Annotated in this window: 18 protein-coding genes; 3 read left to right on the top strand and 15 right to left on the bottom strand. The window is 63.8% G+C overall.

Features of this window, described 5'->3' with window-relative positions; translation table 11 throughout:
• Positions 1 to 65 precede the first annotated feature (65 nt).
• The 5 genes from E4K64_RS04520 to E4K64_RS04500 all read right to left on the bottom strand — a co-directional run bounded on the left by E4K64_RS04520 (position 66) and on the right by E4K64_RS04500 (position 6,402).
• A complete protein-coding gene (locus E4K64_RS04520) occupies positions 66 to 3,161 on the bottom strand; it encodes a MexW/MexI family multidrug efflux RND transporter permease subunit (RefSeq protein ID WP_135162359.1) in 3,096 nt (1,031 codons plus the stop codon).
• Positions 3,162 to 3,230: 69 nt separating this feature from the next.
• On the bottom strand, positions 3,231 to 4,424 hold the full coding sequence (locus E4K64_RS04515) for an efflux RND transporter periplasmic adaptor subunit (protein ID WP_167771801.1): 1,194 nt from the start codon (positions 4,422 to 4,424) through the stop codon (positions 3,231 to 3,233).
• A 1-nt stretch (position 4,425) separates the two neighbouring features.
• Entirely contained in the window at positions 4,426 to 5,112 is a 687-nt protein-coding gene (locus E4K64_RS04510; protein WP_167771800.1) for a TetR/AcrR family transcriptional regulator, read from the bottom strand.
• 160 nt (positions 5,113 to 5,272) lie between these two features.
• Positions 5,273 to 5,863 (bottom strand): thiamine pyrophosphate-dependent enzyme, encoded by a 591-nt coding sequence (locus tag E4K64_RS04505; protein ID WP_135162356.1) that lies wholly within the window; start codon positions 5,861 to 5,863, stop codon positions 5,273 to 5,275.
• Positions 5,860 to 6,402 carry a phosphonopyruvate decarboxylase gene (locus E4K64_RS04500; RefSeq protein ID WP_167771799.1) on the bottom strand — a complete coding sequence of 181 codons (543 nt, stop codon included), beginning with the start codon at positions 6,400 to 6,402 and terminating at the stop codon, positions 5,860 to 5,862. Before E4K64_RS04500 ends, E4K64_RS04505 begins: the two co-directional genes overlap by 4 nt.
• A gap of 105 nt (positions 6,403 to 6,507) precedes the next feature.
• On the opposite strand from E4K64_RS04500, the gene E4K64_RS04495 reads away from it, so the two are divergent.
• From E4K64_RS04495 to E4K64_RS04485, 3 genes are all read left to right on the top strand, one after another.
• Positions 6,508 to 7,728: a cytochrome P450 gene (locus E4K64_RS04495; RefSeq protein WP_135162354.1), complete on the top strand. Its 1,221-nt coding sequence runs from the start codon at positions 6,508 to 6,510 to the stop codon at positions 7,726 to 7,728.
• 224 nt (positions 7,729 to 7,952) lie between these two features.
• The gene (rocD, locus tag E4K64_RS04490; protein ID WP_135162353.1) at positions 7,953 to 9,167 is read left to right on the top strand and encodes an ornithine--oxo-acid transaminase; all 1,215 of its coding nucleotides are present in this window, start codon (positions 7,953 to 7,955) and stop codon (positions 9,165 to 9,167) included.
• Positions 9,168 to 9,672: 505 nt separating this feature from the next.
• On the top strand, positions 9,673 to 11,145 hold the full coding sequence (locus E4K64_RS04485; RefSeq protein ID WP_135162352.1) for a Spy/CpxP family protein refolding chaperone: 1,473 nt from the start codon (positions 9,673 to 9,675) through the stop codon (positions 11,143 to 11,145).
• Between the two features lie 361 nt (positions 11,146 to 11,506).
• Here E4K64_RS04485 and E4K64_RS04480 read toward each other — a convergent pair whose 3' ends face one another.
• The 10 genes from E4K64_RS04480 to E4K64_RS04435 form a co-directional block, all read right to left on the bottom strand.
• The gene (locus E4K64_RS04480; RefSeq protein ID WP_135162351.1) at positions 11,507 to 14,872 is read right to left on the bottom strand and encodes an adenylate/guanylate cyclase domain-containing protein; all 3,366 of its coding nucleotides are present in this window, start codon (positions 14,870 to 14,872) and stop codon (positions 11,507 to 11,509) included.
• Positions 14,873 to 14,914: 42 nt separating this feature from the next.
• On the bottom strand, positions 14,915 to 15,313 hold the full coding sequence (locus E4K64_RS04475; protein WP_430642466.1) for a YybH family protein: 399 nt from the start codon (positions 15,311 to 15,313) through the stop codon (positions 14,915 to 14,917).
• A gap of 186 nt (positions 15,314 to 15,499) precedes the next feature.
• Positions 15,500 to 16,363: a sugar phosphate isomerase/epimerase family protein gene (locus E4K64_RS04470; RefSeq protein WP_135162349.1), complete on the bottom strand. Its 864-nt coding sequence runs from the start codon at positions 16,361 to 16,363 to the stop codon at positions 15,500 to 15,502.
• Entirely contained in the window at positions 16,363 to 17,553 is a 1,191-nt protein-coding gene (locus E4K64_RS04465) for a dihydrodipicolinate synthase family protein (protein ID WP_135162348.1), read from the bottom strand. The genes E4K64_RS04470 and E4K64_RS04465 overlap by 1 nt, the downstream gene beginning before the upstream one ends.
• Positions 17,554 to 17,720: 167 nt before the next feature.
• Complete coding sequence (locus E4K64_RS04460; protein WP_135162347.1) at positions 17,721 to 18,872, bottom strand: Gfo/Idh/MocA family protein; 1,152 nt, start codon at positions 18,870 to 18,872, stop codon at positions 17,721 to 17,723.
• Positions 18,869 to 20,266, bottom strand: coding sequence for an enolase-like domain-containing protein (locus tag E4K64_RS04455; RefSeq protein ID WP_135162346.1), 1,398 nt, complete (start codon positions 20,264 to 20,266; stop codon positions 18,869 to 18,871). The genes E4K64_RS04460 and E4K64_RS04455 overlap by 4 nt, the downstream gene beginning before the upstream one ends.
• A 202-nt stretch (positions 20,267 to 20,468) precedes the next feature.
• Positions 20,469 to 21,314 (bottom strand): ABC transporter ATP-binding protein, encoded by an 846-nt coding sequence (locus tag E4K64_RS04450; protein ID WP_135162345.1) that lies wholly within the window; start codon positions 21,312 to 21,314, stop codon positions 20,469 to 20,471.
• Between the two features lie 151 nt (positions 21,315 to 21,465).
• Positions 21,466 to 22,458: an ABC transporter substrate-binding protein gene (locus tag E4K64_RS04445; RefSeq protein WP_135162344.1), complete on the bottom strand. Its 993-nt coding sequence runs from the start codon at positions 22,456 to 22,458 to the stop codon at positions 21,466 to 21,468.
• A 57-nt stretch (positions 22,459 to 22,515) separates the two neighbouring features.
• Entirely contained in the window at positions 22,516 to 23,325 is an 810-nt protein-coding gene (locus E4K64_RS04440) for an ABC transporter permease (RefSeq protein WP_135162343.1), read from the bottom strand.
• 384 nt (positions 23,326 to 23,709) lie between these two features.
• A complete protein-coding gene (locus E4K64_RS04435) occupies positions 23,710 to 24,417 on the bottom strand; it encodes a TetR/AcrR family transcriptional regulator (protein WP_209311941.1) in 708 nt (235 codons plus the stop codon).
• Positions 24,418 to 24,454: the final 37 nt, after the last annotated feature.

Below are 24,454 nucleotides of genomic sequence, written 5' to 3'. Positions count from 1 at the left end.
GGCACAACGGAAAAAGGGCGGCAACGGTTGGCCGCTACCGCCCTCTGGTTCGCGTGCGAGCCGTCTCAGGTCGGCCGCAGGGCCTCGGCGCCGAGATCGAGCTCGTTGATCTGCTTGTTTCGCTCGGAATCGGCCGCCGCGCGGTGGTCGGTCGCCAGCACCACGTACACCGCCGGCAGCACGAACAGGGTGAACAGCGTACCGATCGACATGCCCGCCACGACGACCAGACCGATCGAGAAGCGGCTGGCCGCGCCCGCGCCGGTCGCGGTCAGGAGCGGGATCAGGCCGGTCACCATGGCGGCCGTCGTCATCAGGATCGGCCGCAGGCGGATGCGGGCCGACATTTCGATGGCCGAGCGGCGGTCGAGCCGCTCGTTGACCTGGAGCTCGTTGGCGAATTCCACCATCAGGATGCCGTGCTTGGTGATCAGGCCGACCAGGGTCAGCAGGCCGACCTGGGTGTAGATGTTCATGGTCGCGGCGCCGAAGAACAGCGGGATCAGCGCGCCGACGATCGCCATAGGCACCGAGATCATGATCACCAGCGGATCACGCAAGCTCTCGAATTGCGCTGCCAGCACCAGGAAGATGATGATCAGCGCGAAGCCGAAGGTGATCGCGAGCTGGTTGCCTTCCTGAACGTATTGCCTGGAGTCCGCCAGATAGTCGTGGCTGAAGCCCTGGGGCAGCTTCTTGGCTTCGCTTTCGAGGAAGTCGACCGCCGCGCCGACGGTCACGCCGGGCATCGGCACCGCCGAGAAGGTCGCCGAATTGAGCTGATTATAGTGCGTCAGCGAATTCGGATCGGTCTTGGTCTGGATCGACACCACCGTCGAAAGCGGAAGCTGCTGGCCGGTATTGGTCGTTACGTAATAACCGCCGAGCGATTCCGGCGACAGTCGCTTGGCGCGCGGCACCTGCGGGATCACCTGGTAGGACCGCCCCTCGAGATTGAAACGGTTGACGTAATTGCCGCCGAGCAGCACAGCGAGCGTGGCACCGAGGTTCTGCATGTTGATGCCGAGATCCTGCGCCTTGCTGCGGTCGATCGTCACCTTCACGTTCGGCTGGTTGAAGTTGAGATCGCTGTCGGAGACAATGAACATGCCGCTCTTGCGCGCAGCGTCCTTCAGCTTCTCCATCTGCTCATAGACCGTCTGGAACCCGGCGGTGGAGTTGATCACCATCTGCACCGGCAGGCCGCCCGGCCCGCCCGGCAGCGGCGGCAGGTTGAACGCGAAGGCCTGAACGCCCTCGATCTTGGAGAGCTCGGCCTGCACCAGCGGCTTCAGCTGGATCGAGGAGCGCTTACGCTCGTCCCAGGGCTTGAGCAGCATGCCGGCGATGCCGCCCTGCGGGCCGTTGATGCCGTTCAGCACGAAGCGCAGATCGGTCTCGGGGAACTGCTGGAATTTCTCGTCGAGTTTCTCGCCGTAGAAATCGACATAATCGATATTGGCGTATTTCGGCGCCTTGGTCACCGCGAACACGATGCCCTGATCTTCCTCCGGTGCCAGCTCCTTCGACGTGTGCATGTAGAGGAATCCGACGAGCCCGAGGATGGTCACAGCGAACAGGCCGGTGATCGCCTTGTAGTCGAGCGAGCGGTCGAGCTTGCGGCCGTACCAGCGCGTCAGCGCGCCGAACACCCTGTTGACGAGCTTGGCGAAGCGGCCCTCTTCGGTGTTCTTCAGGAGCACCGAGCACATCATCGGCGACAAGGTCAGCGCGATCACGCCCGACACGATCACCGATCCCGCCAGCGTGAAGGCGAATTCGCGGAACAGCGAACCAGTGAGGCCGCCAAGGAAGCCGATCGGCGCGTACACGGCGGCGAGCGTAATGGTCATCGAGATCACCGGACCGACGATCTCGCGGGCGCCTTGCAGTGACGCCTGGACCGGCGTCTTGCCCTCCTCCAGATGGCGATGGATGTTCTCCACCACGACGATGGCGTCGTCGACCACGAGGCCGATCGCCAGCACCATCGCCAGCAGCGTCAGGAGGTTGAAGCTGAATCCCAGCGCCAGCATCAGCGTGCAGACGCCGATCATCGACAAGGGAATCGTGACGACGGGAATGATGACCGACCGCAGCGAGGCCAGGAACAGGAAGATAACCACGATAACGATGATCACGGCTTCGCCCAGCGTCTTCTCCACCTCGTCGATCGAGGACTGGATGAACTTGGTCGAGTCGTAGGCGACCTTCATTTTCATCGACGGCGGCAGATTGCGTTCGAGCTCCGGGAACAGTGCGCGCACGCCCTTGACCAGCGTCAGCGGGTTTCCTTGCGGGGTGGCCTGAACGCCGATGAAGATCGCGTGCTCGCCGTTGAAGGCGACGCTCGCATCCGTGCTTTGGGCGGCAAGTTCGACCGTGGCGATGTCCTCCATCCGCACGAAGCCGCCGTCCTTGGCCTTGACGATCATCTTCTTGAACTGATCGACGTTGGTCAGACCCGTGTTCGTCGAGACGTTCGAGACGATCAGATAGCCCTTGGCCTGGCCCGCCGCGGACTGGAAGTTGTTGGCTTGGATCGCCGCTGCCACATCCGCTGGCGACACATTGCGGCCGGCCATCTTCTCGGGATCGAGCCACAGCCGCATCGCGAAGGTCTGCCCGCCGAGAATGTCGGCGGAAGCGACGCCATCAACGGTCGACAGCACCGGCTGCACCACACGCGTCAGATAATCCGAGATCGCCGAGCCCGACAGCTCCTCGGACGAGAAGCCGAGATACATCACGGCCGTGGTCTGGCCCGTGGTCTTGGTGACGATCGGGTCGTTGGATTCCTTCGGGATCAGATATTTGACCGAATTCGTCTTCGCCAGCACCTCGGTGAGCGCCTGGTTCGGATCGAAGTTCAGCTTGATGTAGACCTGGATCGTCGAGGTGCCGAGCACCGAGGACGACGTGATGTAGTCGACGCCTTCGGCGGAGGCGACCGCCTGCTCGATCGGCGTCGTGATGAAGCCCTGGATCAGGTCGGCGGATGCGCCCGGATAGACGGTCGTGATGTTGATGACCGTGTTCGACAGCTTGGGATATTGCCGGATCGGCAGCACCATCGCCGCGCGCAGGCCGATCAGCAGGATCAGCAGGCTGACGACGACCGACAGAACCGGGCGCTTGATGAAAATATCGGTAAAGGCCATCGCGGCGATCTCGATTTCTTTGTCTCAAGAGAAGTGATCCGGCCAGACCGGATCACTTGAATGTCATGATCAGTAGCGCGGCGGCTGCGCCGGGATCTGCGGAGCCGGGTCGGTCGAAATCGACACCGCCGCGCCGGATTGCAGCTTGAGCTGGCCGACGGCGACGACCTTGTCGCCAGCCTTCAGGCCCTTGATGATTTCGACGCGACCTTCGACCCGGTTGCCGGTCTGCACGAAGGTCCGCACCGCGGACAGGCTGGTCTTGCCATCCTCTTCCTTCTTCTCGGTGATCACGAACACCGAGTCGCCATACAGCGTGTAGTCGACCGCAGTCTCCGGAACGGTGATCACGGCCGGCTTGTCCGGCAGCACAACCGTGGTGGTCACGAACATGCCGGGCTTGAGGATCTTCTCGGGATTGGCGATCGTCGCCTGCACGCGGATGTTGCGGGTGTCGGCCGCGATCTGCGGCTCGATCGTGGTGATCTTGCCTTCGAAGGTGCGGCCCGGATAGGCGTCGACCTTGAGCCGAACGGTCTGGCCGACCTTGAGGTTACCGGAATCCTTTTCGGTCACCGTGAAGTTGGCCCACAGCTCCGACAGATCGGTCAGCGATACGATCGCCGTACCTGCCGTCAGGTATTGACCGACCTCGACCTTGCGGACGCCGAGATCGCCGGCGAACGGTGCGCGGACCAGCTTTTGCGAGATCAGCGCCTCGGTCTTGGCGATGCCCGCCTGCGCCTGGTCGTAGGCAGCCTGCGCCTGATCGACGGTCGCCTGCGGGCCGAACTGGCGCGAGGCCAGCTGCTTGGCACGGTCGAGCGACAGCTGCGCGACGGTCGCCTGGGCCTTGTAGTTGGCGAGGTCGCCCTGCTCCGGCGCATCGAACAGCTGCACCAGGGGCGTGCCGGCCTCGACACGCGTGCCCGGCTGGAACTTGATCTCGGTGACGCGGCCGTTGACGTCGGCACTGACGTCGACCTGGTGCACGGCGACGAGGCTGCCCACCGCGGTGAGCAGGTTCGGCACCACCTCGGACTTCGCTTCCGCCGCGCTGACGGCTGTCGGCGGCGGCTTGTTGTTGGCGAAGAACTGCTTGATCATCTGGCCGCGGAAATAGTTGAACCAGACGAGGCCACCGACCAGCGCGGCGAGCAGCGTGCCGACGATGATGAACCACAGCACCGGCCGGACCGGACGCTTGGGAGCCTTGTTGTCGATCGGTTCGCCCGAAATCTTGTGCTCGGTTACGATGTTCATGTCATGCACTTTCTGCAATCGCCGCCTTGCCGGCATCCGCGGCCTGATTGTGGCCCAGATGCGAAGCAATTGCGGCGTCGTTAAGTCCGATACCCCTCAGGAGAAACTCACACAGCTGCCGCTCGAGGTCGTTCGCCTTGCCGTAAGCGAGACAAGGCGTGGCCGGCAGCCTGGTCAGCGCCGCGGTCATCACCGCATGATGCGCAAACCAGAACAGGTTGAGCGGATCGCCAGCGTAGGGCCGCGCATCCCCGGCGGCCACGGCGCGTTCAAGCGAGCCGACAAAAGCCGCCCCAATCAGTGTCTCGATCTTGGCATATAGCAAACGCGCGAATTCGCCGTCATCCAGATGGCTCGTGGCCATCAGTCGCAGGCGCTGCGCCTCTTCCTGATCGGGACCATCAGCAATGCGCAGGAAATGCGCGACCATCCTGCGGACCACCTCGACCAGCGTGGCGGTCGAGGGCTCCCGCTCGAGCAGCTCGATGAACGCCGGATCCGCTTCGCATTCGTCGCTGAGAATTTCGGCGTAGAGCGCCGCCTTGGAGGGGAAATGCTTGAACAGCAGCGCCTCGGAAATGGCAGCGGCGGCCGCCACGCTCTTCGTCGTGGTGCCGGTGTAGCCATGTCGGGCAAAGCAGCGCTTCGCGGCACCGAGGATCAATTGACGCCTCAGGTCGCTCGTCATACGCAATGAGCTCATGCTGGGTGAGTAAGCACTCACCCACGCAGAAGTCAAGCATTATATTGCAGCGCAACCTAAGTGCGTTGTAAATTCAGTGCAAATTGGCCTGTCTGCACGGGCCGCGTGCAGGACCTGGGCGCCGCATGAAGCGGACAGCCCCGTCCTAGATCGGCTGGAAGCCGAGGTCGCCGCGAATCCGGTTGAGAATGTAAGTCCCGTCCCGGGTCGGCAAAATCCGCTCCAGGCCGGCGCTGCCGATCTTCACATTGGCAAAGCGCGGCCCGGCCGAGACGTCATGGACGGCTTTGGCGAAGGCCTCGACGTCGGCCATGGTCGTGACAGACCGGCTGTCGTTGATGCCGCAGGCGCGGGCGACGCCGACGAAATCGGCGGCGGCCGAGGTGTGGCTGGTCTGGCCGCCGGTCTCGCCATAGGCCTCATTGTCGAGCACCGCGATCGAGAGGTTGGACGGCTTCTGCAGGCCGATAGTGGCAAGGCTGCCCATGCCCATCAGCATCTCGCCGTCGCCGGTGATGACCAATACCGGCAGTTTCGGCTGCGCCAGTGCGAGGCCGAGGCCGATCATCGCCGCGCCGCCCATGCCGCCCCAGAGGTAAAAGTTGCGGGCGTGATCGCCGGCCGCGCACATGTCGTTGGTGGAGGCACCTAAGCCGCCGATCGCGACGACGTCGTTGCGGTTCGCGAGCAGCGTCGAGACCACCTGACGGCGGTCGAGGAGATTGGCCTTGCTCATTTGGTGAAAACCTTGGCGCCGATCAGGCGCTGCGACAGAAGGACGGCGGTGGGCGTCAGCGCGTTGTAGGCTTGCGATGCAGCGGCCTCCAACACGGCCGGCACCTCGGCCGCGTTCGAGGCACGCAGCACCTGGACGCCCGAGAGCTCAAACACGCCCTGGGTGGTCGATCCCATCGGCACCTGCCAGGGATTGAACTCGCCCCACTCGCCGCGCATGGTCACCAGGGTGAGGAAGGGAAAGCGCAGGATCGGGATCAGCGACAGCATGTTGATGCAATTGCCGACGCCGCTCGACTGCATCAGCAAGACGCCGCGCTGTCCGCCGGCCCAGGCGCCCGCAAGCAGCGCCACGCCCTCCTCCTCAGTGGTCAGGGAAATGCCGCGCATCGTGGATGAGGTCAGCACGCGATTGATCAACTTCGCATGGCCCGCATCGGGCACGTAAGGCACCTGCCGGACGTCGAAGCGTTGCAAGGCCGCGAAAATATCGTCGGGCCAAGTCGGGGCCGTGTCGGCAGCGTCAGCGTGGGCGTGCATTTTCCTGTCCGGTCGGCTAGCAAGGTACGCAGACTGTAGACGCATGCATGCGCCGATCAGAACAACAAAAACGGCATAACGGCTTTAACCGGCGAGTATAACGGGATGAACGCAAATGCGAAGGAGCTGGCGGCAAGCTTCGATCTCGAGAAGCTGACGCCCGAGTTCTACGACAACCCCTATCCGACCTATCGTGCACTGCGGGAGAACGAGCCGGTCAAGCGCCTGCGCAGCGGCACCGTGTTTCTGACCCGCTATGACGATCTCGTCACCACCTACAAGAACACCAAATCGTTCAGCTCGGACAAGAAGCGTGAGTTCGCACCGAAATACGGCGACACCCCGCTCTACGAGCACCACACCACGAGCCTCGTCTTCAACGACCCGCCGTCCCATACCCGCGTGCGCCGCCTGATCATGGGCGCGCTGTCGCCGCGGGCGATCGCCGGCATGGAGGGCGATCTCATCAAGCTTGTCGACGGTCTGCTCGACGCCATCGCGGCCAAGGGACAATGCGAGCTGATCGAGGATTTCGCCGCGTCCATCCCGATCGAGGTGATCGGCAATCTGCTCGACGTCCCCCATGACGAGCGCGGGCCGCTGCGCGACTGGTCGCTGGCGATCCTCGGCGCGCTTGAACCTGTGGTGACCCCTGAAGCCGCTGCGCGCGGCAACAAGGCGGTGACGGACTTCCTCGCCTATCTCGACACGCTGGTGGAGCGCCGGCGCGCCAAGCCCGGCAATCCCGAGCGCGACGTGCTGACACGCCTGATCCAGGGCGAGGAGAACGGCGAGCGGCTGACCGAGAAGGAGCTGCTGCACAATTGCATCTTCCTGCTCAATGCCGGCCACGAGACCACCACCAACCTGATCGGCAACGGCCTCGTGGCGCTGGACCAGCATCCGGACCAGAAGCAGCGGCTGACCGACAACCCCGACATGATCAAGACCGCGGTCGAGGAGATGCTGCGCTACGAGAGCTCGAACCAGCTCGGCAACCGCATGACCACCGAGCGGGTCGAGCTCGGCGGTGTCGTGCTCGAGGCCGGCACGTCGGTGACGCTGTGCATTGGCGCGGCCAACCGCGATCCCGCGCAGTTTCCCGACCCCGAGAGCTTCGATATCGCGCGCGCGCCGAACCGGCATCTCGCCTTCGCCACCGGCGCGCATCAATGCGCCGGCATGGCGCTGGCGCGGCTGGAAGGGGCGATCGCGATCTCACGCTTCCTGGCGCGTTTCCCGAACTACGCCGTGAGCGGCAAGCCGGTGCGGGGCGGCCGGGTGCGGTTTCGTGGCTTTTTGAGCGTGCCATGTGCGATCGGCTGAGGCCTCCAAAACAAAAACGGCAAAACAACCCCATGCACAGTAGAGCCCAGGTTGGCGAACGAGGCCCTGTGGTTCCGCAGAACCATCTGACATTTCAGCCAAATCAGGCCGCGCCCCGCCATCGGGCGCAGGCAGACTTCCAAGACGGTTGGCTGACACCCACATCAGAGTTGACGGCCTCCGGTCTAGATTGACGCCGCCGCGCAGCAATGGAGTGACGACAGATGAGCTCGTCGATCATTGATTTCGTCGCGACAGAAGCACGCTTTGGCGCCCATAATTACGAGCCGATCGGGGTCGTTCTGTCGCGCGGCGAAGGTGTCTGGGTCTGGGATACCGAAGGTAACCGCTATCTCGATTGCCTCTCGGCCTATTCGGCGGTCAGCCAGGGCCACTGCCACCCCAAGATCCTGGCGGCAATGGTCGAACAGGCACGCAGGCTGACACTCACCTCGCGCGCCTTCCACAACGACCAGCTCGCCCTGTTCTACGAAGAGATCGCCGCGCTCACCGGCTCCCACAAGGTGCTGCCGATGAACAGCGGCGCCGAGGCAGTCGAAAGCGCGATCAAGGCGGTGCGCAAATGGGGCTATGAGGTGAAAGGCGTGCCGGATGGTGCGGCCGAGATCATCGTCTGCGCCAACAATTTCCACGGACGCACGCTGGGCATCGTCGGCTTTTCGACCGACCCCGAGACACGCACACATTTCGGGCCGTTCGCGCCGGGTTTCAGGATCATCCCGTTCGGCGACGCCGCGGCGTTGCAAGACGCAATCACCCCAAACACCGTCGCCTTTCTGGTCGAGCCTATCCAGGGCGAAGCCGGCGTCATCATTCCGCCAGCCGGCTATTTCACCGAGGTGCGCCAGCTCTGCACCGCCAACAACGTGATGCTGGTGCTCGACGAGATCCAGACCGGGCTCGGCCGCACCGGCAAGCTGCTCGCCGAGCAGCACGAGGGAATCGAGGCCGACGTGACGCTGCTCGGCAAGGCCCTGTCCGGCGGCTTCTATCCGGTGTCGGCCGTGCTCTCGAACAACGACGTGCTCGGGACATTGAGGCCCGGGCAGCACGGTTCGACCTTCGGCGGCAACCCGCTTGCCTGCGCAGTGGCGCGCGCCGCGATGCGCGTGCTGGTCGAGGAAGGCATGATCGAGAACGCGGCCAGGCAGGGCATGCGCTTTCTCGAAGGCTTGAAAGACATCCGCGCCAATACGATCCGCGAAGTGCGCGGGCGCGGCTTGATGCTGGCGGTCGAGCTGCATCCCGAGGCCGGCCGCGCGCGCCGCTACTGCGAGGCGCTTCGGGGCATGGGCATCCTCGCCAAGGATACCCATGAGCAAACGATCCGGATCGCTCCGCCGCTGGTGATCACAAGCGACCAGGTCGACTGGGCGCTGGAGCGGCTCGCCACCACCCTGACGCAGGACTTCTCCTGAGACTGCCTGCGTCCGAAGATCGCATGCCGGCCGCCGCCAGCAACGAACGATTCCGCAATCTGCGCGTTGAAACGTCGTGGGCGATTACGAGCTGGGAGCTAGGATCATGCTTCCGCGTGGCGTTTGCCTTACGGCCGTCTTAGTTGGTATCTCGATGCTGGCGCCGAGCGTCGGCGCGTTCGCCCAAGGACCCGGCCAGGGCCATGGGCATGGAAGGGGCGGGCCACCGGGTCCAGCCGCAGCGCCGGCACCTCAGCCAGCAGCACCACCGGCCATGGCCCGTCCGGCTGCGCCACCTGCCATGGCACGTCCCGCCGCGCCGGCATTCCATCCCCCGGCCATGCCGCAGCGGCCGGCTATGGCGCCACATCCTGCGCCGCGCATCGCCTCACCGCCACCGCGCCCGACCCCACATTTCGCTGCACCGCCACCGCGGGCAGCTCCGCACGTGTCGGCGCCGCGACCTGAATTCCATCGGACGCCGGCAGCACCGCAACGTCCGGCCATGGCGCCCCGGCCGACGCCGCACATCGCCGCCCCCTCCCGGCCCAGCGGACCGCCGGCCGCGAGCGAGCGGATGTCGCGGCGAGATCAGATCGAACCGCGCGCGCAACAGCGCCAGCAGCAAGTCCAACAGCAAGTCCAGCAGCGCCAGCAGATGGTGCAGCAGCGGCAGCGCGAGATGCTGTCGCGCCAGACGACGGAGCGCCAGACCCGCATCGATCGCCTGCAGCAGCGCGTGCAGCAGCTCCAGTCGCAGAAACCGGAAGGCGCGCGGGCGTTGCGCGAGCAGCAACGGACGCTCCAGACGCAGAACCGCTTGCTTCAGCGTGAACAGCGCGCTCAACAAAGTGACCTGGCGCGTCAGCAGCAGCTTGGACTGCAAGCTCCCGCCGGGCGGGCGCCAGCTGTTGCGGCCGCTGCCCAGGCCGCCCAGCGCGGGCGGTTTGCCGAGCGCTTCCGCGAGCAGGCCCCTGCGCAAGCCCAGGCGGCCCTCACCACTCGCCAGAGCGGCTGGGCTCCCCGGCAGGCCTGGCGACATCGCCATCCCGCGGTGTTCGTGGCCTGGCTTGGGCCCGTGTTCTGGCCTTATGCCTATTCCGACATCTTCGACTACACGTTCTGGTCCTATGCCTACGAGCCCGCCTATTGGGCGTACGCGTATGACGACTTCGTCGACACCGTGTTCTGGGGTGGTGATAGCCCCTACTCCGCCTATGCCAGCACCAACCCGTATGACTATCCGCAGGCCCGCGGCGACCGCGCGCGTCCACGCGCCAGCGTGAGCCGACAAACGCTCCAGCAATTGTGCGGCGCACCGGACAAGGGCGTGACCGCCTGGCCGCTTGCCGATATCGCGCGTGCGGTGAAGCCGACGCCGGAGCAACGCGCACTGCTCGACGAGTTGAAGACCGCAGCCGCCAACGCTGCCGGCGTGTTCAAGGACTCCTGCGCGGAGACCTATGCATTGACACCCCCTGGCCGCTTGCGTGCGATGATGAACCGCATCAGCGCGACGCTGGAAGCCGTCAAGATCGTGCGACCGGCACTGGAGAATTTCTACAACTCGCTCAGTGACGAACAGCAGGCCCGCTTCAGCGCGCTCGGCCCCAATGTCGGCGAGCGATCATCACAGCCGCAGGAAGCCAGTGCCGAGGGCTGCGGCGATCCGAAGTCCAGCCTAACGCAGTTGCCGATCCAGAGGGTCGAGGCTGTGCTCCACCCCGCAGGCAAACAGAAGGAGGCGCTCGACCGTCTGAGCGAAGCGACGGCCAAGGGCGTTGAGGGCCTGCAGGCGGCCTGTCCGAACGATGTGCCGCTGACGCCCGTCGGACGGCTGGAGGCGATGCAGCACCGGCTCGAGGCCATGCTGACGGCCGCCAAGCTGGTCGAACCCGCCCTGGACGAGTTCTATGCCACGCTGAGCAGCGAGCAGAAAGCGCGCTTCAACACGCTGCAACAGGTCGCAAGCCCCTAAGAGACAGCATCGCGGTCCCGTTGTGCAGTGGCCGAACGACGCGGGTGACGTGACCGCCTGCCCCAAAGCAAGACGAGAACATGCGTGCTCGACTCGGAGCTCCCTGGGAGAAGTGCGGTGGCGCTGATGCAAACGACAGCCTCATTCCTCCTCACGCGGCGGACCTCATCTCCCGTCGAGCATCATTTGTGTTCGTGATCGCTTGAGACTGCTCAATTTCCTTCGAGCCAATGGCATTGGATTGTGGGAAGCAAGAAAATCGCATTCGTATTGCTACAGCTTCGCAGATTGAATTGGCGATTGATAAGCCGGGGTTTGAGGTCGATGTTGATGGGCAATCGTGGGCGACGACGAGAAGGAATCAGACCTCAGCAAGTTCCTGCATGAGCGGCTTGGCGGAACGAAGGTCTGCTGTTTCAAAACCTTCCGTAAACCAGCCATAAACGGAACCAAGGAGGCCCCGCGCGTCGGCCACCCGGCCCTGGTCCCGCCAGAGCCGAGCCAGACTCATGGCCGCACGCAATTCGAAGGATTTCGCGCTTTGGCTTTGAGCAATTATGAGCGCAGCTTGCAAATAATTCTCGGCCTCATCAGCAGAAGCACCGCCAATACGACGCAGTTCGCCATCAATGCATGCAAGCTCCGCCTCCCAAATATGTTCTTCGTTGCGCGCAGCAATGGCCTTCGCTTCCGCGAGGGTGGCCAGCCCGTTTTCGTCGTCGCCCAACTGGTGGTACATTGCCGCGAGCATCCACAAGTACCGGACCTGGTACCAACTGGCTCCGAGCCTGGCTCGCTCGTTCAGACTGAGGCGCATGAGCGGCAGGCCGCCCTGCACGTTACCTTCTTTTGCCATTGCCCAGCCCCGCAGGATGAGGCCGCTCAAGCGCCAATAGTTCAAGCTGTGCTGATCGGCGAGATCGATGATTGCATCGGCGTGCGCATGCACAGCCGCCGTGTCACCCATCAGCTCCGCAGGCCCCGCTCCGCCATAGACCTGCACGTGCGCGGTAAGGTTCGTCTGATTCAGCTCCGCAGCGTATTCAAACGACGCGCGGCTGGTCCTCTGGGCCTGTTCGGGGTAGCCAAGCACCCAAAGCACAATTGCCAAATAGGGTAACGCGGAGGCCTTCGGGTCATGTACATAGTGAACTGGCGGCGGCCGATGCGTGTCCGGCTGATAACGACTCAAGATCATTTCGAACTCCGAGCGAGCCGTAAGAAAGTCGCCGGCATGCATGGCGGTGAGCGCCGCCATACGATGTGCAGCTAGATCAAGCGCCGTGTCGCCGGTCCGCTCGGCGGCGCGTTGCCCCTCGGCAACAAGGATCTGCATGGCACCAAAGTCGCCGCGCACGAAGTGGAAAATAAACTTCCCGCTAAGAGTAGCGAACAAGGCATCCGTGTCATCGAGTTCATAACAGAGCGCGTGAGCCCTGCTGAAGGCAGTGCCCAATTGCGGCGCCGTGTATCCGTGAATGGCGATCAGCGGACCTCCGATCGCCGTTTGCAGCGCGAGCTCCTGGCGATCGCGCTCGGGTCCTTGTGGACTGGACTTCAGTGCCTCCAGTCCCCTTGTGAGATGAGTGATCGCTTCGAGATTGGCAGAACGTCCCGCTGCAATCCGGCCGGCCCGCAGCCAATAGCCGACGGCCTTTCCCGCCAACCCACCCTGCGTAAAGTGCGAAGCAATCGTTTCCGGCTCCGCCTCCGCACGGGCAGGATAGTGTTCTTCGAGAGCTGCAGCGATGCGGGCATGGATCTGCTGTCGTTTGCCCTTTAAGAGGCTCTCATGCGCGATATCTTGGACCAGCGCGTGCTTGAAGCTGTAGCCAATATCCGGAGGTGCTCCACGCCGGAATATGAGCTCGGCTGTTAATAGCTCATTGAGAGCACGCTGCAGCGCATGCTCGTCGAGCGCTGTAACTGATCGCAGAAGGTCGTGCCCAAATTCGCGCCCAATGCAAGCTGCGATCTGGGCGACTTCCTTGACCGGCGCCAACCGATCGAGGCGCGCCATCAACGAATCCTGCAGTGTCGTCGGGATCGCCAGCGGCGGCAACGGACCTATCAACTCATAGTGGCTGCCGTGGTCTTTAAGCAGTCCGGATTCAATGACGGCCTTGGTGAGTTCCTCGACAAATAGCGGCACGCCATCGGTCTTGGCCAAGATCTGCTCAAGCACCTCTTGTGGAAGTATTTTGCCGCCCGTGACCCGATCTACCACAGCCGCCCCTTGCCTCCGGCCGAGTCGGCTCAAAGAAAGCGCCGTCACGTGTCCATGGCCTGTCCAGCGCGAAACGAACTCCGGCCGGAAGGTGCTAATCATCAGAATCGGAAGACCCTGCACTTCGTCAACAGCCCGGTCGAGGAGTTCGAGCATGGTAGGATCTGCCCAGTGGACATCCTCGTATATGGCAAGAAGCGGCTGCCTTGCCGACAGGCCTTGGATCTGCTCCAGCAGGGCTTGGAACGTTCGCTCTTTCTTCTGGTGTGGACTGAGCGCGAGTGGCGGGTATCTCCCACCTGCTGGAATTGCCAAGAGGTCGGCAAGAACCGGTGCGCTCTCATGCACGTCGCTTGTCGCAAGAGCGAGCATGGCTTCGAGCTTATCGAGCTGTTGTTCGGGAGCATCTTCCCGTCTTATTCCCGCCGCCCGTTCAAGAAGGCCAATAATCGGGTACAACGCAGTGTTGGTATGGAATGGCGAACAGAAATGGCTCAGCGGCGTATGCGACGCGCCTGCGAGGTGATCGCGCAGGGCCCGCACGAGTCGTGACTTGCCAATCCCTGCTTCGCCGCCGAGCAGCACGATCTGTCCCTCTCGCTCCTTTGCGCACTCCCACCGGTCCAAGAGCAACGCAAGTTCTTGGTCTCGTCCGATCAGCGCGGTCGTGGCCATACCGTGCTGGGCGTCGAAACGGCTCTCGGCTTCGCCCTCCCCAGTGACGAGCCAGGCCTGTACCGGTCCGGGAAAGCCCTTGAGAGGCACCGTGCCGAGGTCGCGGTACATGAAAGCTTCGCCGAGTAGGCGGCGCGTTGACTCGGCAATCACGACGTCGCCGGGCTCGGCCAGCCCCTGCAGGCGTGCGGCCAGGTTCGGCGTCTCACCGATCACAGCGCGCTCGCGAGCCTCTCCCTCGCCGACGAGTTCACCGACCACGACCAGACCAGTTGCAATGCCGACGCGAGCGGCAAGCGCTAAGCCGCTCGGGCCCGTCAGGGACGCGACCGCCTTGGTCACCCGAAGTCCAGCCCGGATGGCACGCTCCGCCTCATCTTCATGCGCCCGAGGCCAACCGAAATACGCGAGAACGCCGTCGCCCAGAAATTTGGCTATGTGGCCTTCGAACCGAGCGATCTCACCCGCCACGGTGTTGTGGTAGGCCTGCATGAACTCACGCACCTCCTCGGGGTCGCGTCCCGAGGCGAGGGCGGTCGAACCGACCAAGTCGACGAACATGACTGTAAGCTGCCGACGGTCCGCCTCTGACGGTAGTACCGGCCTTACCTGTCCAGCTGGTTCACCAGCACCAATGAGGGCGGCAGCAATCGAGCGCGCTTGAATCGCTTTCAGCACGGTCTTGCGCGGGCCGAGCGGCAAGCCAAGCTCTCGCAGATCGGCTTCCGTCAGCTCTTGCAGGACATCAGGCGTGACTTCGGCGTCCAGGAAAGCCTGAGTGTAGCGCTCCAGCCCAAGACCGCGAAGCCATTCCGTTATATCCACGCGAAGTCTCCTCGCGCGGCGCCCAGCGATTGGACGGCGAGCTCAGTTGAAGGTATGTAACCTCAGCTTCAGTGAGCCGTCCGCTTGACGCTCGAACACATGGGCAGCAAGGCCGCCGACGCTTTGACGGCTCCCATCCGATCCGCTGCCGTCGGCCGTCCATTTTGCCGTACTGTAGACGACCTTCTCGTCTCCACCCGCGTCCATGATCGTTAGTTTGTGATCAGTGAAACCGCCTGAAAACAGTCCAGCGAAGAAATTTTCGATTTCTTCCGGACCCGATATGACCTGATGCGTCGGTGGTAGTACTTTAGCGTTCGAAACATAGGCTGCGGCAACCGCTTTAGAGTCAGCTTTGTTGAACGCCGAATCCCAGGCGGCATAAGCCGCAGTAATTTCTTCTCTGAGGTCGAAGCTCGTGGAAGGCGCCAAGTTCGTCATGATTCCCTCCCTCATTTTGACCTTCGTGAGCCCCATCCTATCACTCCTGGGCGGTGCGCGACATCGGAAACGTGAGGGAACCAGGCTGCTATTCGACACCGGGGATCTAACGAGGACAGATCCATCCCCGCAGTCACCAGCAAGTCCAACAATGTCCCTAAGCCCGTGAGGCCAGCGGACCTGTGACTACACTACCGTCTTATGCCGCGCGATGCAGGTGCGCAGCACCTCGTCCATCGGCTTGCCCCACCAATCGTTGGAGAAGATCTCGATCTCGGAATAGCCGGCAAAGCCCTGCGCTTCGACCGCTTGACGCACCGATTTGATGTCGATGACGCCGTCGCCCATCATGCCGCGGTCGTTGAGGATGTCTTTCGTCGGCACCAGCCAGTCGCAGACATGGAAGGCCAGCAGGCGCTCCTTGCCGGCGCGCGCGATCTGACCCATCAGCTCCGGGTCCCACCAGATGTGATAGACGTCGAGCGCGACGCCGAGCATGCCGGTGCGGCCGGGATCGAGCCGGTCACAGATATCGAGCGCCTGCTTGGTCGTGTTCACGCAGGCCCGGTCGGCCGCATAGGCCGGATGCAACGGCTCGATCGCCAGCGGCAGCTTCGCCTGCCTGGCGTAGTCGAGCATGTCGGCCAGCGCTTCCTCGACCTGCCCACGCGCCGCCACGAGATCCTTCGAGGCCTCGCTGCCCGGCCGCGAATATTGCGGCAGGCCGCCGACGACCAGCACGATGCAAGGCGCGCCCAGCGCCTTGGCTTCGTCGACGCAGCGCCTGTTGTCGTCGCGCACCTCGCCCCGGCGCGATGCGTCCGAGGTGAACATGCCGCCGCGGCAATAGCCCGACAGATCGAGGCCAGCCTCGCGGACCGCGCGCGCGGCGCGCTCGAGACCGACGGCGGCGACCTGGTCGCGCCAGGGATCGATGGCACGAATGCCGTGCTTCGCACAGGCATCGATGATCGCGATGAGGTCACCCTGCTTGCGGACCGTCGCCGTGTTCAGCGACAGCCAGCGGTGATCGGACGAGAAGTCGCGCATCAGGATTCGATACCGTGGGTGGCGAGCACGGCTTTCATCCGCCGCGTCGCGAGTTCGGGGTTGGCGAGCAGGCCGGCCTTGTCAGCCAGACGGAACAGCTCGGCCAGATGCAGCGTGGAGCGCGTGCTCTCCTGTCCCCCGACCATGGTGAAATGATCCTGATGGCCGTTGAGATAGGCCATGAACACGACGCCCGTCTTGTAGAAGCGCGTCGGCGCCTTGAAGATGTGGCGCGACAACGGCACCGTCGGGCCGAGCACATCGTGGAAGCCGGCCTCGTCACCGGCCGCCAGCCGCGACAGCGCATAGGACGCTGCCGGCGCGATCGCATCGAAGATGCCCAGCAGCGCATGCGAAAACCCCTGCTCGTCGCCGGCGATCAGCTCCGCGTAATTGAAGTCGTCGCCGGTATACATCCTGATGCGCTTGTCGAGGCGCCGGCGCATATCGATCTCGCGCTGCTTGTCGAGCAGCGAGACCTTGACGCCGTCGACCTTGGCTGCGTTGCCGTTGATGATGGCGACCGCAATGTCCATCGCCTTGTCGAGGTCTTTGGTGCCCCAATAGCCCGTCAACGCCGGATCGAACATGTCGCCGAGCCAGTGGATGATCACGGGCTCGCGGACCTGCGACAGCACGCGGTCATAGACTTTTGCGTAATCGTCGGCATTGCGGCCGAGTTTCGCGAGCGCGCGCGACGCCATCAGGATGATGCGGCCGCCGACCTTCTCGACCGCCGAGATCTGCTCCTCATAGGCGCGAATGACGTCGTCGAGGCTCTTGGCGTCCTCGACCGCGAGATGGTCGGTGCCAGCACCCGAGAACACCAGCGCATTGCGACGCTTGGCGGCACCGACCGAGCGCGTGATCAGCTCCAGCGAGGTCGGCCAGTCCAGTCCCATGCCGCGCTGCGCGGTGTCCATGGCTTCGGCAACACCGAGGCCGAGGTCCCAGACGTGCTCGCGGAAGGCGATGGTCTTGTCCCAGTCGACAGCAACCGAGAGCCAGGGATCGTTGTCCGCGAAGGGATCGGCCACCGTGTGCACAGCGGAGAAGGCGATGCGATTCAGCGGTCCCTCGAGCTTCGCCGGGAACGTGCGCGAGGCCGCCAGCCCGTAGGTCTCGATCGAGCGATCGGCCTTCGGAAGCTTCAATGATAATGATGACATCGGCAGGACGGGTTTATTCATGGTTCAGACCTTTCCCCGTCATTGCGAGGAGCCACCCGGTCCGGCCTTCGGCCGGCCGGATGATAAACTCCGCGACGAAGCAATCCAGGCTGCTGCCGCAGAGGGACGCTGGATTGCTTCGCTTCGCTCGCAATGACGGCTTGGCAAACATCGAAACTTATTCAGCTTCACGCCTTGATCGGGGCGACGTCGATCCAGCGCCGCTCCTTCCAGCTTTTCAGCGCGCATTCGGCGAGCTGCACGCCCTTGGCGCCTTCGAGCAGCGTGAACTTGTAGGGCGCATCCTCGTAGACATGGCGGATGAACATCTCCCACTGCTCTTTGAAGCCGTTGTCGTAGCTGACGTTGTCGGGCAGCTTCTGCCAGTCGCCGTAGAAATCGTGCAGACGCTTCTCGTCGGGATTCCACACCGGCCTCGGGGTCGCCTGCCGCGCCTGGATCATGCAGTCGGTGAGGCCGGCGACCGCCGAGCCGTGGGTGCCGTCGACCTGGAAGGTGACGAGGTCGTCGCGATAGACGCGCGTCACCCAGGACATGTTGATGTGCGCGATGACGCCGCCTTCGAGCTGGAAGGTCGCGTAGGCGGAATCGTCGGCGGTCGCCTTGTACCTCTTGCCCTGCTCGTCAAAGCGCTCGGGGATATCGGTGTTGCCGATGCAGACCACGCTCTGGACGTTGCCGAAGAGGTTGTCGAGCACGTAGCGCCAGTGGCAGACCATGTCGAGGATGATGCCGCCGCCGTCCTCGCTGCGATAGTTCCAGGACGGCCGCTGCGCCTCCTGCCAGCCGCCCTCGAACACCCAATAGCCGAACTCGCCGCGCACCGAGAGGATGCGACCGAAGAAGCCGGAATCGCGCAGGAAGGCGATCTTCTTCAAGCCGGGCAGGAACAGCTTGTCCTGCACCGTGCCGTGCTTGACGCCCTTGGCGTTGGCGAGCTTGACGACCTCGACGGCTTCCTCGAGATTCGTCGCGATCGGCTTCTCGCAATAGACGTGCTTGCCGGCATTGATGGCCTGGGTCAGAAGTCCCGGCCGCGCCTGCGTGGTCGCGGCATCGAAGAACATGGTGTCGTTGTTGTCGGCCAGTGCCGCGTCGAGGTCGGTGGTCCAGCGCGTGATGTTGAAGCGCTTGGCGAGCGCCTCGACCTTCTCGGCGCTCCGGCCGACCAGGATCGGATCGGGCATCACGCGATCGCCGTTCTTCAGGCGGACGCCGCCCTGGTCGCGGATCGCGACGATCGAGCGGATCAGGTGCTGGTTGAGCCCCATGCGGCCGGTGACGCCGTTCATGATGAGGCCGAGGCGTTGGGTGGTCATGCCAGATGCTCCTGAAGTGATTTTGGCTGTTGGAGCGGGCGAAGCGCCGACCAGTCCGGATGGACCGAGGTCGCAAAGCCCGCAGCATGAAGCGATCCCGTCAGGAGATCGCCGTCGTGAATGCAGAGGCGGATGCCTTGTCCGGCATCGGAATAGCGATCGGGATGCGCGACGGCGAAGGCTTGCGCTTCCGCGGCGGGCGCCTCGCCAAAGCCGTCGACATAGTGGTGGCCGTTGCGCTCGGCATGGGTGACGCCGATGAAGGCGCCGAGGGCGAGGTCCTGCTGCACGGCAAGCCCGGCCTGGCAGGTGAGGTCCTCGCCGGTGACGAAGAACCTCTCGCCGTCCGCGCTCCATTTTGCGGCGCGCGTGGCATTGACGATGGATTTGTAGAGGCCCTTGCAGGACTTCGATGAGATGCCGCGATAGCCGAGCGCCCGGGCGGCCGGAAAGGCATCGTAGGTATCGTCCGCTTCGTCGATGATGAAATCACGGGCGCGGAGCGAGCCGAGCGGCGATTGCCGCGTGATGTCGCGCGGCATCGGCTGCTCGACATAGAGCAGGCGCGAAGCGATCGGGCGCAATGCGGGATCGTGATCGAGCCGATCCATCAGCGCCTGTAGCGCGGCGAGGTCGGCATATTGCTCGTTGGCGTCGAGCGTTACCCTGGCGTCGCGACCGAGCGTATCGAGCTCCTTGCCGATCCGCACCAGGCGCGCGGCATCGGCTACGGGATCGCCCGACAGCTTGAGCTTGAAGTAGCGTGCACCAGCGTTCCCGCGCGGATCGGCAACGCCGCCCTCGCCCTCAACGACATCATCGAGGCCGACCGTATGCCTGATGGCAACGCGCTGCAGCGGCATCCGGCCGGAGAGAAACGTCCTGATGTCCCTCTCGCTCAGGTCAGGAGAAAGCCGGGCATCGATGCCGGCGACGTTCGCAGCCATGCCGTCGAAGAAGCTGGTCTCGACGCAGCGCAGCAGTGCATCGAGGATCGCCTTGTCGATCTCCGCCGGGCCGTAAGCCGCGGCAAGCGGCGGAATGTTTTTCTTCGCGCAGGTCGCGACCTGGGCCCCGATGCAGGATGCATGCAGATCGAACGCGGTCTGGTAGCCGGTGCGCGCCAGATAGAGCCCGCGCGCGATCTCCAGCGACCGTCGCAGCCCATCGACCGTCTGCGCCGGCGACAGCTCCGGCCGCTTGTCGAACCATTTTGGCACCAGCAATTCGGCGCTGGCACCGACCGCAACGCCCCTGCCCTCGACCTCGATCTCGACTCGCACGAACAGCTGCGGCGTCGCGTTGATGGTGATCGCGCCGAAGCGAAACGGCCGCGCGAACTGCACGGGACGTTCGAACAGGGCGATGTCTCGCAGCTTCAGGCGGGCTGGCATGGTGTTAGTTGGTCCCACAAAGCTGGCCGCGGAGGCGGTGCACCTCTCCCGCTTGCGGGAGAGGTCGGCACGAAGTGCCGGGTGAGGGTTCTATCCTCTTGGAGAGTCTTTGCAGCGGAAACACCCTCTCCCCAGCCCTCCCCCGCAAGCGGGGGAGGGAGCGCACCGTCCTTGTGGTTGCGCTCCGGAGTGATCGCATCGCCTAATCCAACGTACCTTGCGAGAAGAAGTGCTTGCGGATTCGCTGCACGAGCTCGGTAAACACAGGATCGGCCATCGCGTCGAGCGAGCGTGGGCGCGGCAGCGGTACGTCGTAGATCGCGGCCACCGCGCCGGGCCGCTCGGTCATCACAAGCACGCGGTCGGCGAGGAACACCGCCTCGGGAATCGAATGCGTGATCAGCAGCACCGTCTTCCTGGTCTCGCGCTGGATCCGCATCAATTCGACATTCATGCGTTCGCGCGTCAGCGCATCGAGTGCGCCGAACGGCTCGTCCATCAGCATGATCTTGGGATCGTGCACCAGCGCGCGGCAGATCGAAGCGCGCTGCTGCATGCCGCCGGAGAGCTGCCAGGGCAGCTTCTTCTCGAAGCCTTCGAGCCCAACCAGTCTTAGGAGCGATTTGGCGCGATCGAGATATTGCGGCCGCGGCAGCCGCTTCATGTCGATCGGCAGCATCACGTTGTTGAGGATGTTGCGCCATGGCAGCAGCAGCGCGTTCTGGAACACGATGCCGACATTGCCGTGCGGCGCCGTCACCTTCTCGCCCTCGACCAGGATCTCGCCCGATGTCGGCGCCAGCAATCCCGAGATCAGCTTGAGCAAGGTCGACTTGCCGCAGCCGCTTGGGCCGACCACGACGAAGAACTCGCCGTCATTGATGTGGAAATCGAGCGGCCGCAGCGACGGCACGTCGCCGTCGCGGGTCCGATAGGTCTTGGACACGCCGGACAGCTTGATGCCTGATGCATCGCCCGCCCGGTCGCTCACCAGTCTCAGATGCGCGGCCGGTGTGCTGACATCGATTGGTTTGGTCGCAGGACTCATCGCAGCCCTCTCCACCCGTCGTCCCTGCGAACGCAGGGACCCATACGCCGTGCCGACGCGTTCGGGCACGCGGGGAGAGACCTTCCGCACCAATTGAGACCGGTGGTTATGGGTCCCTGCGTTCGCAGGGACGACAGCGGAGAATGATCGCTCACGAGCCGCTCTTCGGCAGATAATCGTTGGTGTAGAACGCCTTCGGGTTGTCCTTGGCCTTGGCGTCGAGCCCGCCATATTCGACCATCAGATTGACCGAATCCGTCATGTTCTGGTCGGTGACCTGGAACGGACGCTTGCCCTTGGTGTCCGCGGTCCGATAGAGCGGAATGGTCAGCTCGAAACCTTGCGTCAACGTGTCGATCTTGCCGCCCTTGGGGTTGGCATCGAGAATCGATTGCGCCGCCGCCTTCGGCTCCTTCTCGGCGGCTTCGACCGCTTTCGTGGTCGCCGACATGAAGCGGCGGACGAGGTCGGCATTGGCCTTCACGTAGTCGGTGTTTGCGATGATGCCGGAGGAGACCATGTTGATGCCGTAGTCGGCGAACTTGATCGGATAAACGTCCTTGCCGGTGGCGTCCTTGATCTTCATCGACTGGTCCATGACGTAGCCGAGCAGCAGATCAGCCTGACCGTTGATGACGGCGTTGAGCTTGGTCTGGCCGTCGCCGGCGACCGTCTGGAAGTCGCTCTCCTTCAGGCCGGTCTTCTTCAGGAACAGCGGCCAGATCTGGGTCATGGAATCCGCCGGCGTGATCGCCACCGTCTTGCCCTTGATGTCTTCCGGCTTCCTGATGTTCTTGTCGGCGAAGCCCATGGCGGACATTGGCGAGGTCTGCAGCAGCACGCCGGTCGCAATCACCGGCGCCCCCTTGATCGCGGCGCGCATCATGGTGGGGACGTCGACATAGCCGAAATCGGCGGTCTTCGCCGCGACGGCCTGCGTGGTGGCGGCCGACCCGCGGCCTTCCTGGATCTCGAGCTCGATGCCCTCGGCCGCGTAGATGCCCTTGGCCTTGCCGTAATAGAACGGCGCGTGCTCGCCATAGACGTACCAGTTCAGCATCAGCACGACCTTGTCGGCCGCCTGGGCCGGCATGGCCGCAAGAACCATCAGCACCGCTGAGACAGCCCCAATCAACCGCTTCATCGCTTCTCTCCCTTGCCGTCTGTTACGTCGGCCGTTGGTGGCCGTTCGTTGTCCTAGTCAGGATGCAAAGATCACGTCCTCGCGCTGGCTGACATGCCAGGGAATGACCAGCTTCTCGATCCGGTCCACGATCCAGAACAGGACCACGCCGAGCAGCGCGAGGATCACGAGCGCCGCGAACATCGTCGGCAGGTCGAACGTGCCGATCGAGCGCTGCATGACGTAGCCGATGCCGGAATTGGAGCCGACGAACTCCCCGACGACAGCGCCGACCACGGCGAGCGTCACCGAGACCTTGAGGCCGGAGAAGATCGCCGGCAGCGCATGCGGCAGGTTCACCGCGCGGAACACCTGAAAACGGCTGCCCTGCATGGCGCGGGCGAGATCGACCATGTCGGGGTCGACCGATTTGAAGCCCTGCACGGCCGAGACGACCACGGGAAAGAAGCCGAGCAGGAACGCGGAAATCACCTTCGGAATGATGCCGAAACCGAACCAGACCACGAACAGCGGCGCGATCGCGATCTTCGGTACGGATTGGGAGAACACCAGCAGCGGATAGACGTAGCTCTCCACCGTCTTTGAGCCCGCGATCAGCATCGCGACGGGAATGCCGAACAGCGCCGACAGCAGGAAGCCGCAGACGGTCGCATAGGTCGTCGGCCAGGACTGCCGCAGCAGTTCCGGCCATTCGGTGCGCAGCACGGCAACGACGTCGAGCGGCGACGGGATCTGGTAGGCGGGAATCCTGAACAGCCGGATGGCCAGATCCCAGGCGACGACGATGAAGACCAGGAACAAGAACGGCCGAACCCAGGCTGCATTCAGCAGTTTGGAGACAGCGTTTTGCGGCTTCGGCTCGGCCAATTTCCACTCCCGGCAGTCTTCTTCGTTGTGGGGAGAAATTAACCCGTTGGATAAATACTGTCCAGAGCTTTCCCTGTGACGATTTGCCGGCGGGTTCCTGGCGGTAGGCGTGGCGGAGCCGGCGCTCTCGTGTCCCGGACGCGCTGCAGCTGTAGCGCAGAGCCGGGGATCCAGATGCCACGTGCTCCATGGATGCATGGGCCCCGGCTCAGCAGCGCACCGCCAAGAGGCGTTGCGCTGCGTCCGGGGCACGAGACCGCCCACCCTCAATGTCATTCCCCGCGAAAGCGGGGAATCCAGTACGCCGCGGCTCTTCGTAAACCGCCGGCGTCTCTGGAATACTGGATTGCCCGCCTTCGCGGGCAATGACAGCGAGGAGCTTGGCTAAACCGTCTGCGGCACCGCAGCGCGCGACTTCGGCGCCTTGGCGATCTCGAACAAGGCAACGGACTGTCCCGTCAGCGCAGCCAGCACGAGGCCCACCATGTGCGCCAGCCGCTCGTCCTTGGCCTTCTTGTCGAGCAGATCGCGGCCGAAGATGACGCTGAGCGTCGCCGAATTGGAGAGGTAGAAGAAGCTGAGCGCCGCGATCGAGATATAGAGCTGCACCGGGTCGACCGCGACCTGGAAGTCGCCGCTATCGACGCCCCGCCGCACCACGGTGCGGATCATCTCGACGAAGGGCGAGTGCATCGACTTGACCTTGGTCGATTTCTTCAGGTGCTTGGCGCGCGCGAGGTTCTCGGTCTGGAGCAGCGACAGGAATTCGGGATTGCGCAGGAAGTAATTCCAGGTGAACTCGATCAGCCGTCTGATCGCCTCGGGCGGATCGAGATGTTCGAGATCGAGCCCCCGCTCCTCGCTGCGGATCTTGTCATAGGCGCCTTCGAGCACCGCGAGGTAGAGCTCGTCCTTGTTGCCGACGTGATAGTACAGCATGCGCTTGTTGGCGCCGGCCTTGGCCGCAATGCGGTCGACCCGCGCACCGGCGAGACCATGGGCGGAAAACTCCTGCTTGGCGGCTTCGAGAATGCGCAGCCGCATCCCTTCGGGATCGCGCTGCCATTTCAGAGTTCGCTTTGTCTTCGCCAAACCGGGTGCTCGCTGGGTTGTCCATCGCATGTATCAT

Origin of the sequence: Bradyrhizobium frederickii (assembly GCF_004570865.1) — a bacterium.
Lineage (GTDB): Bacteria > Pseudomonadota > Alphaproteobacteria > Rhizobiales > Xanthobacteraceae > Bradyrhizobium > Bradyrhizobium frederickii.
This window is presented reverse-complemented; position numbering and strand designations above follow the sequence as displayed.

What these genes read in the sequence shown, in the direction of transcription:
- E4K64_RS04520 (WP_135162359.1), bottom strand. Translation starts at nt 3,161, where the DNA reads ATGGCCTTTACCGATATTTTCATCAAGCGCCCGGTTCTGTCGGTCGTC.
- E4K64_RS04515 (WP_167771801.1), bottom strand. Translation starts at nt 4,424, where the DNA reads ATGAACATCGTAACCGAGCACAAGATTTCGGGCGAACCGATCGACAAC.
- E4K64_RS04510 (WP_167771800.1), bottom strand. Translation starts at nt 5,112, where the DNA reads ATGACGAGCGACCTGAGGCGTCAATTGATCCTCGGTGCCGCGAAGCGC.
- E4K64_RS04505 (WP_135162356.1), bottom strand. Translation starts at nt 5,863, where the DNA reads ATGAGCAAGGCCAATCTCCTCGACCGCCGTCAGGTGGTCTCGACGCTG.
- E4K64_RS04500 (WP_167771799.1), bottom strand. Translation starts at nt 6,402, where the DNA reads ATGCACGCCCACGCTGACGCTGCCGACACGGCCCCGACTTGGCCCGAC.
- E4K64_RS04495 (WP_135162354.1), top strand. Translation starts at nt 6,508, where the DNA reads ATGAACGCAAATGCGAAGGAGCTGGCGGCAAGCTTCGATCTCGAGAAG.
- rocD (WP_135162353.1), top strand. Translation starts at nt 7,953, where the DNA reads ATGAGCTCGTCGATCATTGATTTCGTCGCGACAGAAGCACGCTTTGGC.
- E4K64_RS04485 (WP_135162352.1), top strand. Translation starts at nt 9,673, where the DNA reads ATGGCGCCCCGGCCGACGCCGCACATCGCCGCCCCCTCCCGGCCCAGC.
- E4K64_RS04475 (WP_430642466.1), bottom strand. Translation starts at nt 15,313, where the DNA reads ATGACGAACTTGGCGCCTTCCACGAGCTTCGACCTCAGAGAAGAAATT.
- E4K64_RS04470 (WP_135162349.1), bottom strand. Translation starts at nt 16,363, where the DNA reads ATGCGCGACTTCTCGTCCGATCACCGCTGGCTGTCGCTGAACACGGCG.
- E4K64_RS04465 (WP_135162348.1), bottom strand. Translation starts at nt 17,553, where the DNA reads ATGAATAAACCCGTCCTGCCGATGTCATCATTATCATTGAAGCTTCCG.
- E4K64_RS04460 (WP_135162347.1), bottom strand. Translation starts at nt 18,872, where the DNA reads ATGACCACCCAACGCCTCGGCCTCATCATGAACGGCGTCACCGGCCGC.
- E4K64_RS04455 (WP_135162346.1), bottom strand. Translation starts at nt 20,266, where the DNA reads ATGCCAGCCCGCCTGAAGCTGCGAGACATCGCCCTGTTCGAACGTCCC.
- E4K64_RS04450 (WP_135162345.1), bottom strand. Translation starts at nt 21,314, where the DNA reads ATGAGTCCTGCGACCAAACCAATCGATGTCAGCACACCGGCCGCGCAT.
- E4K64_RS04445 (WP_135162344.1), bottom strand. Translation starts at nt 22,458, where the DNA reads ATGAAGCGGTTGATTGGGGCTGTCTCAGCGGTGCTGATGGTTCTTGCG.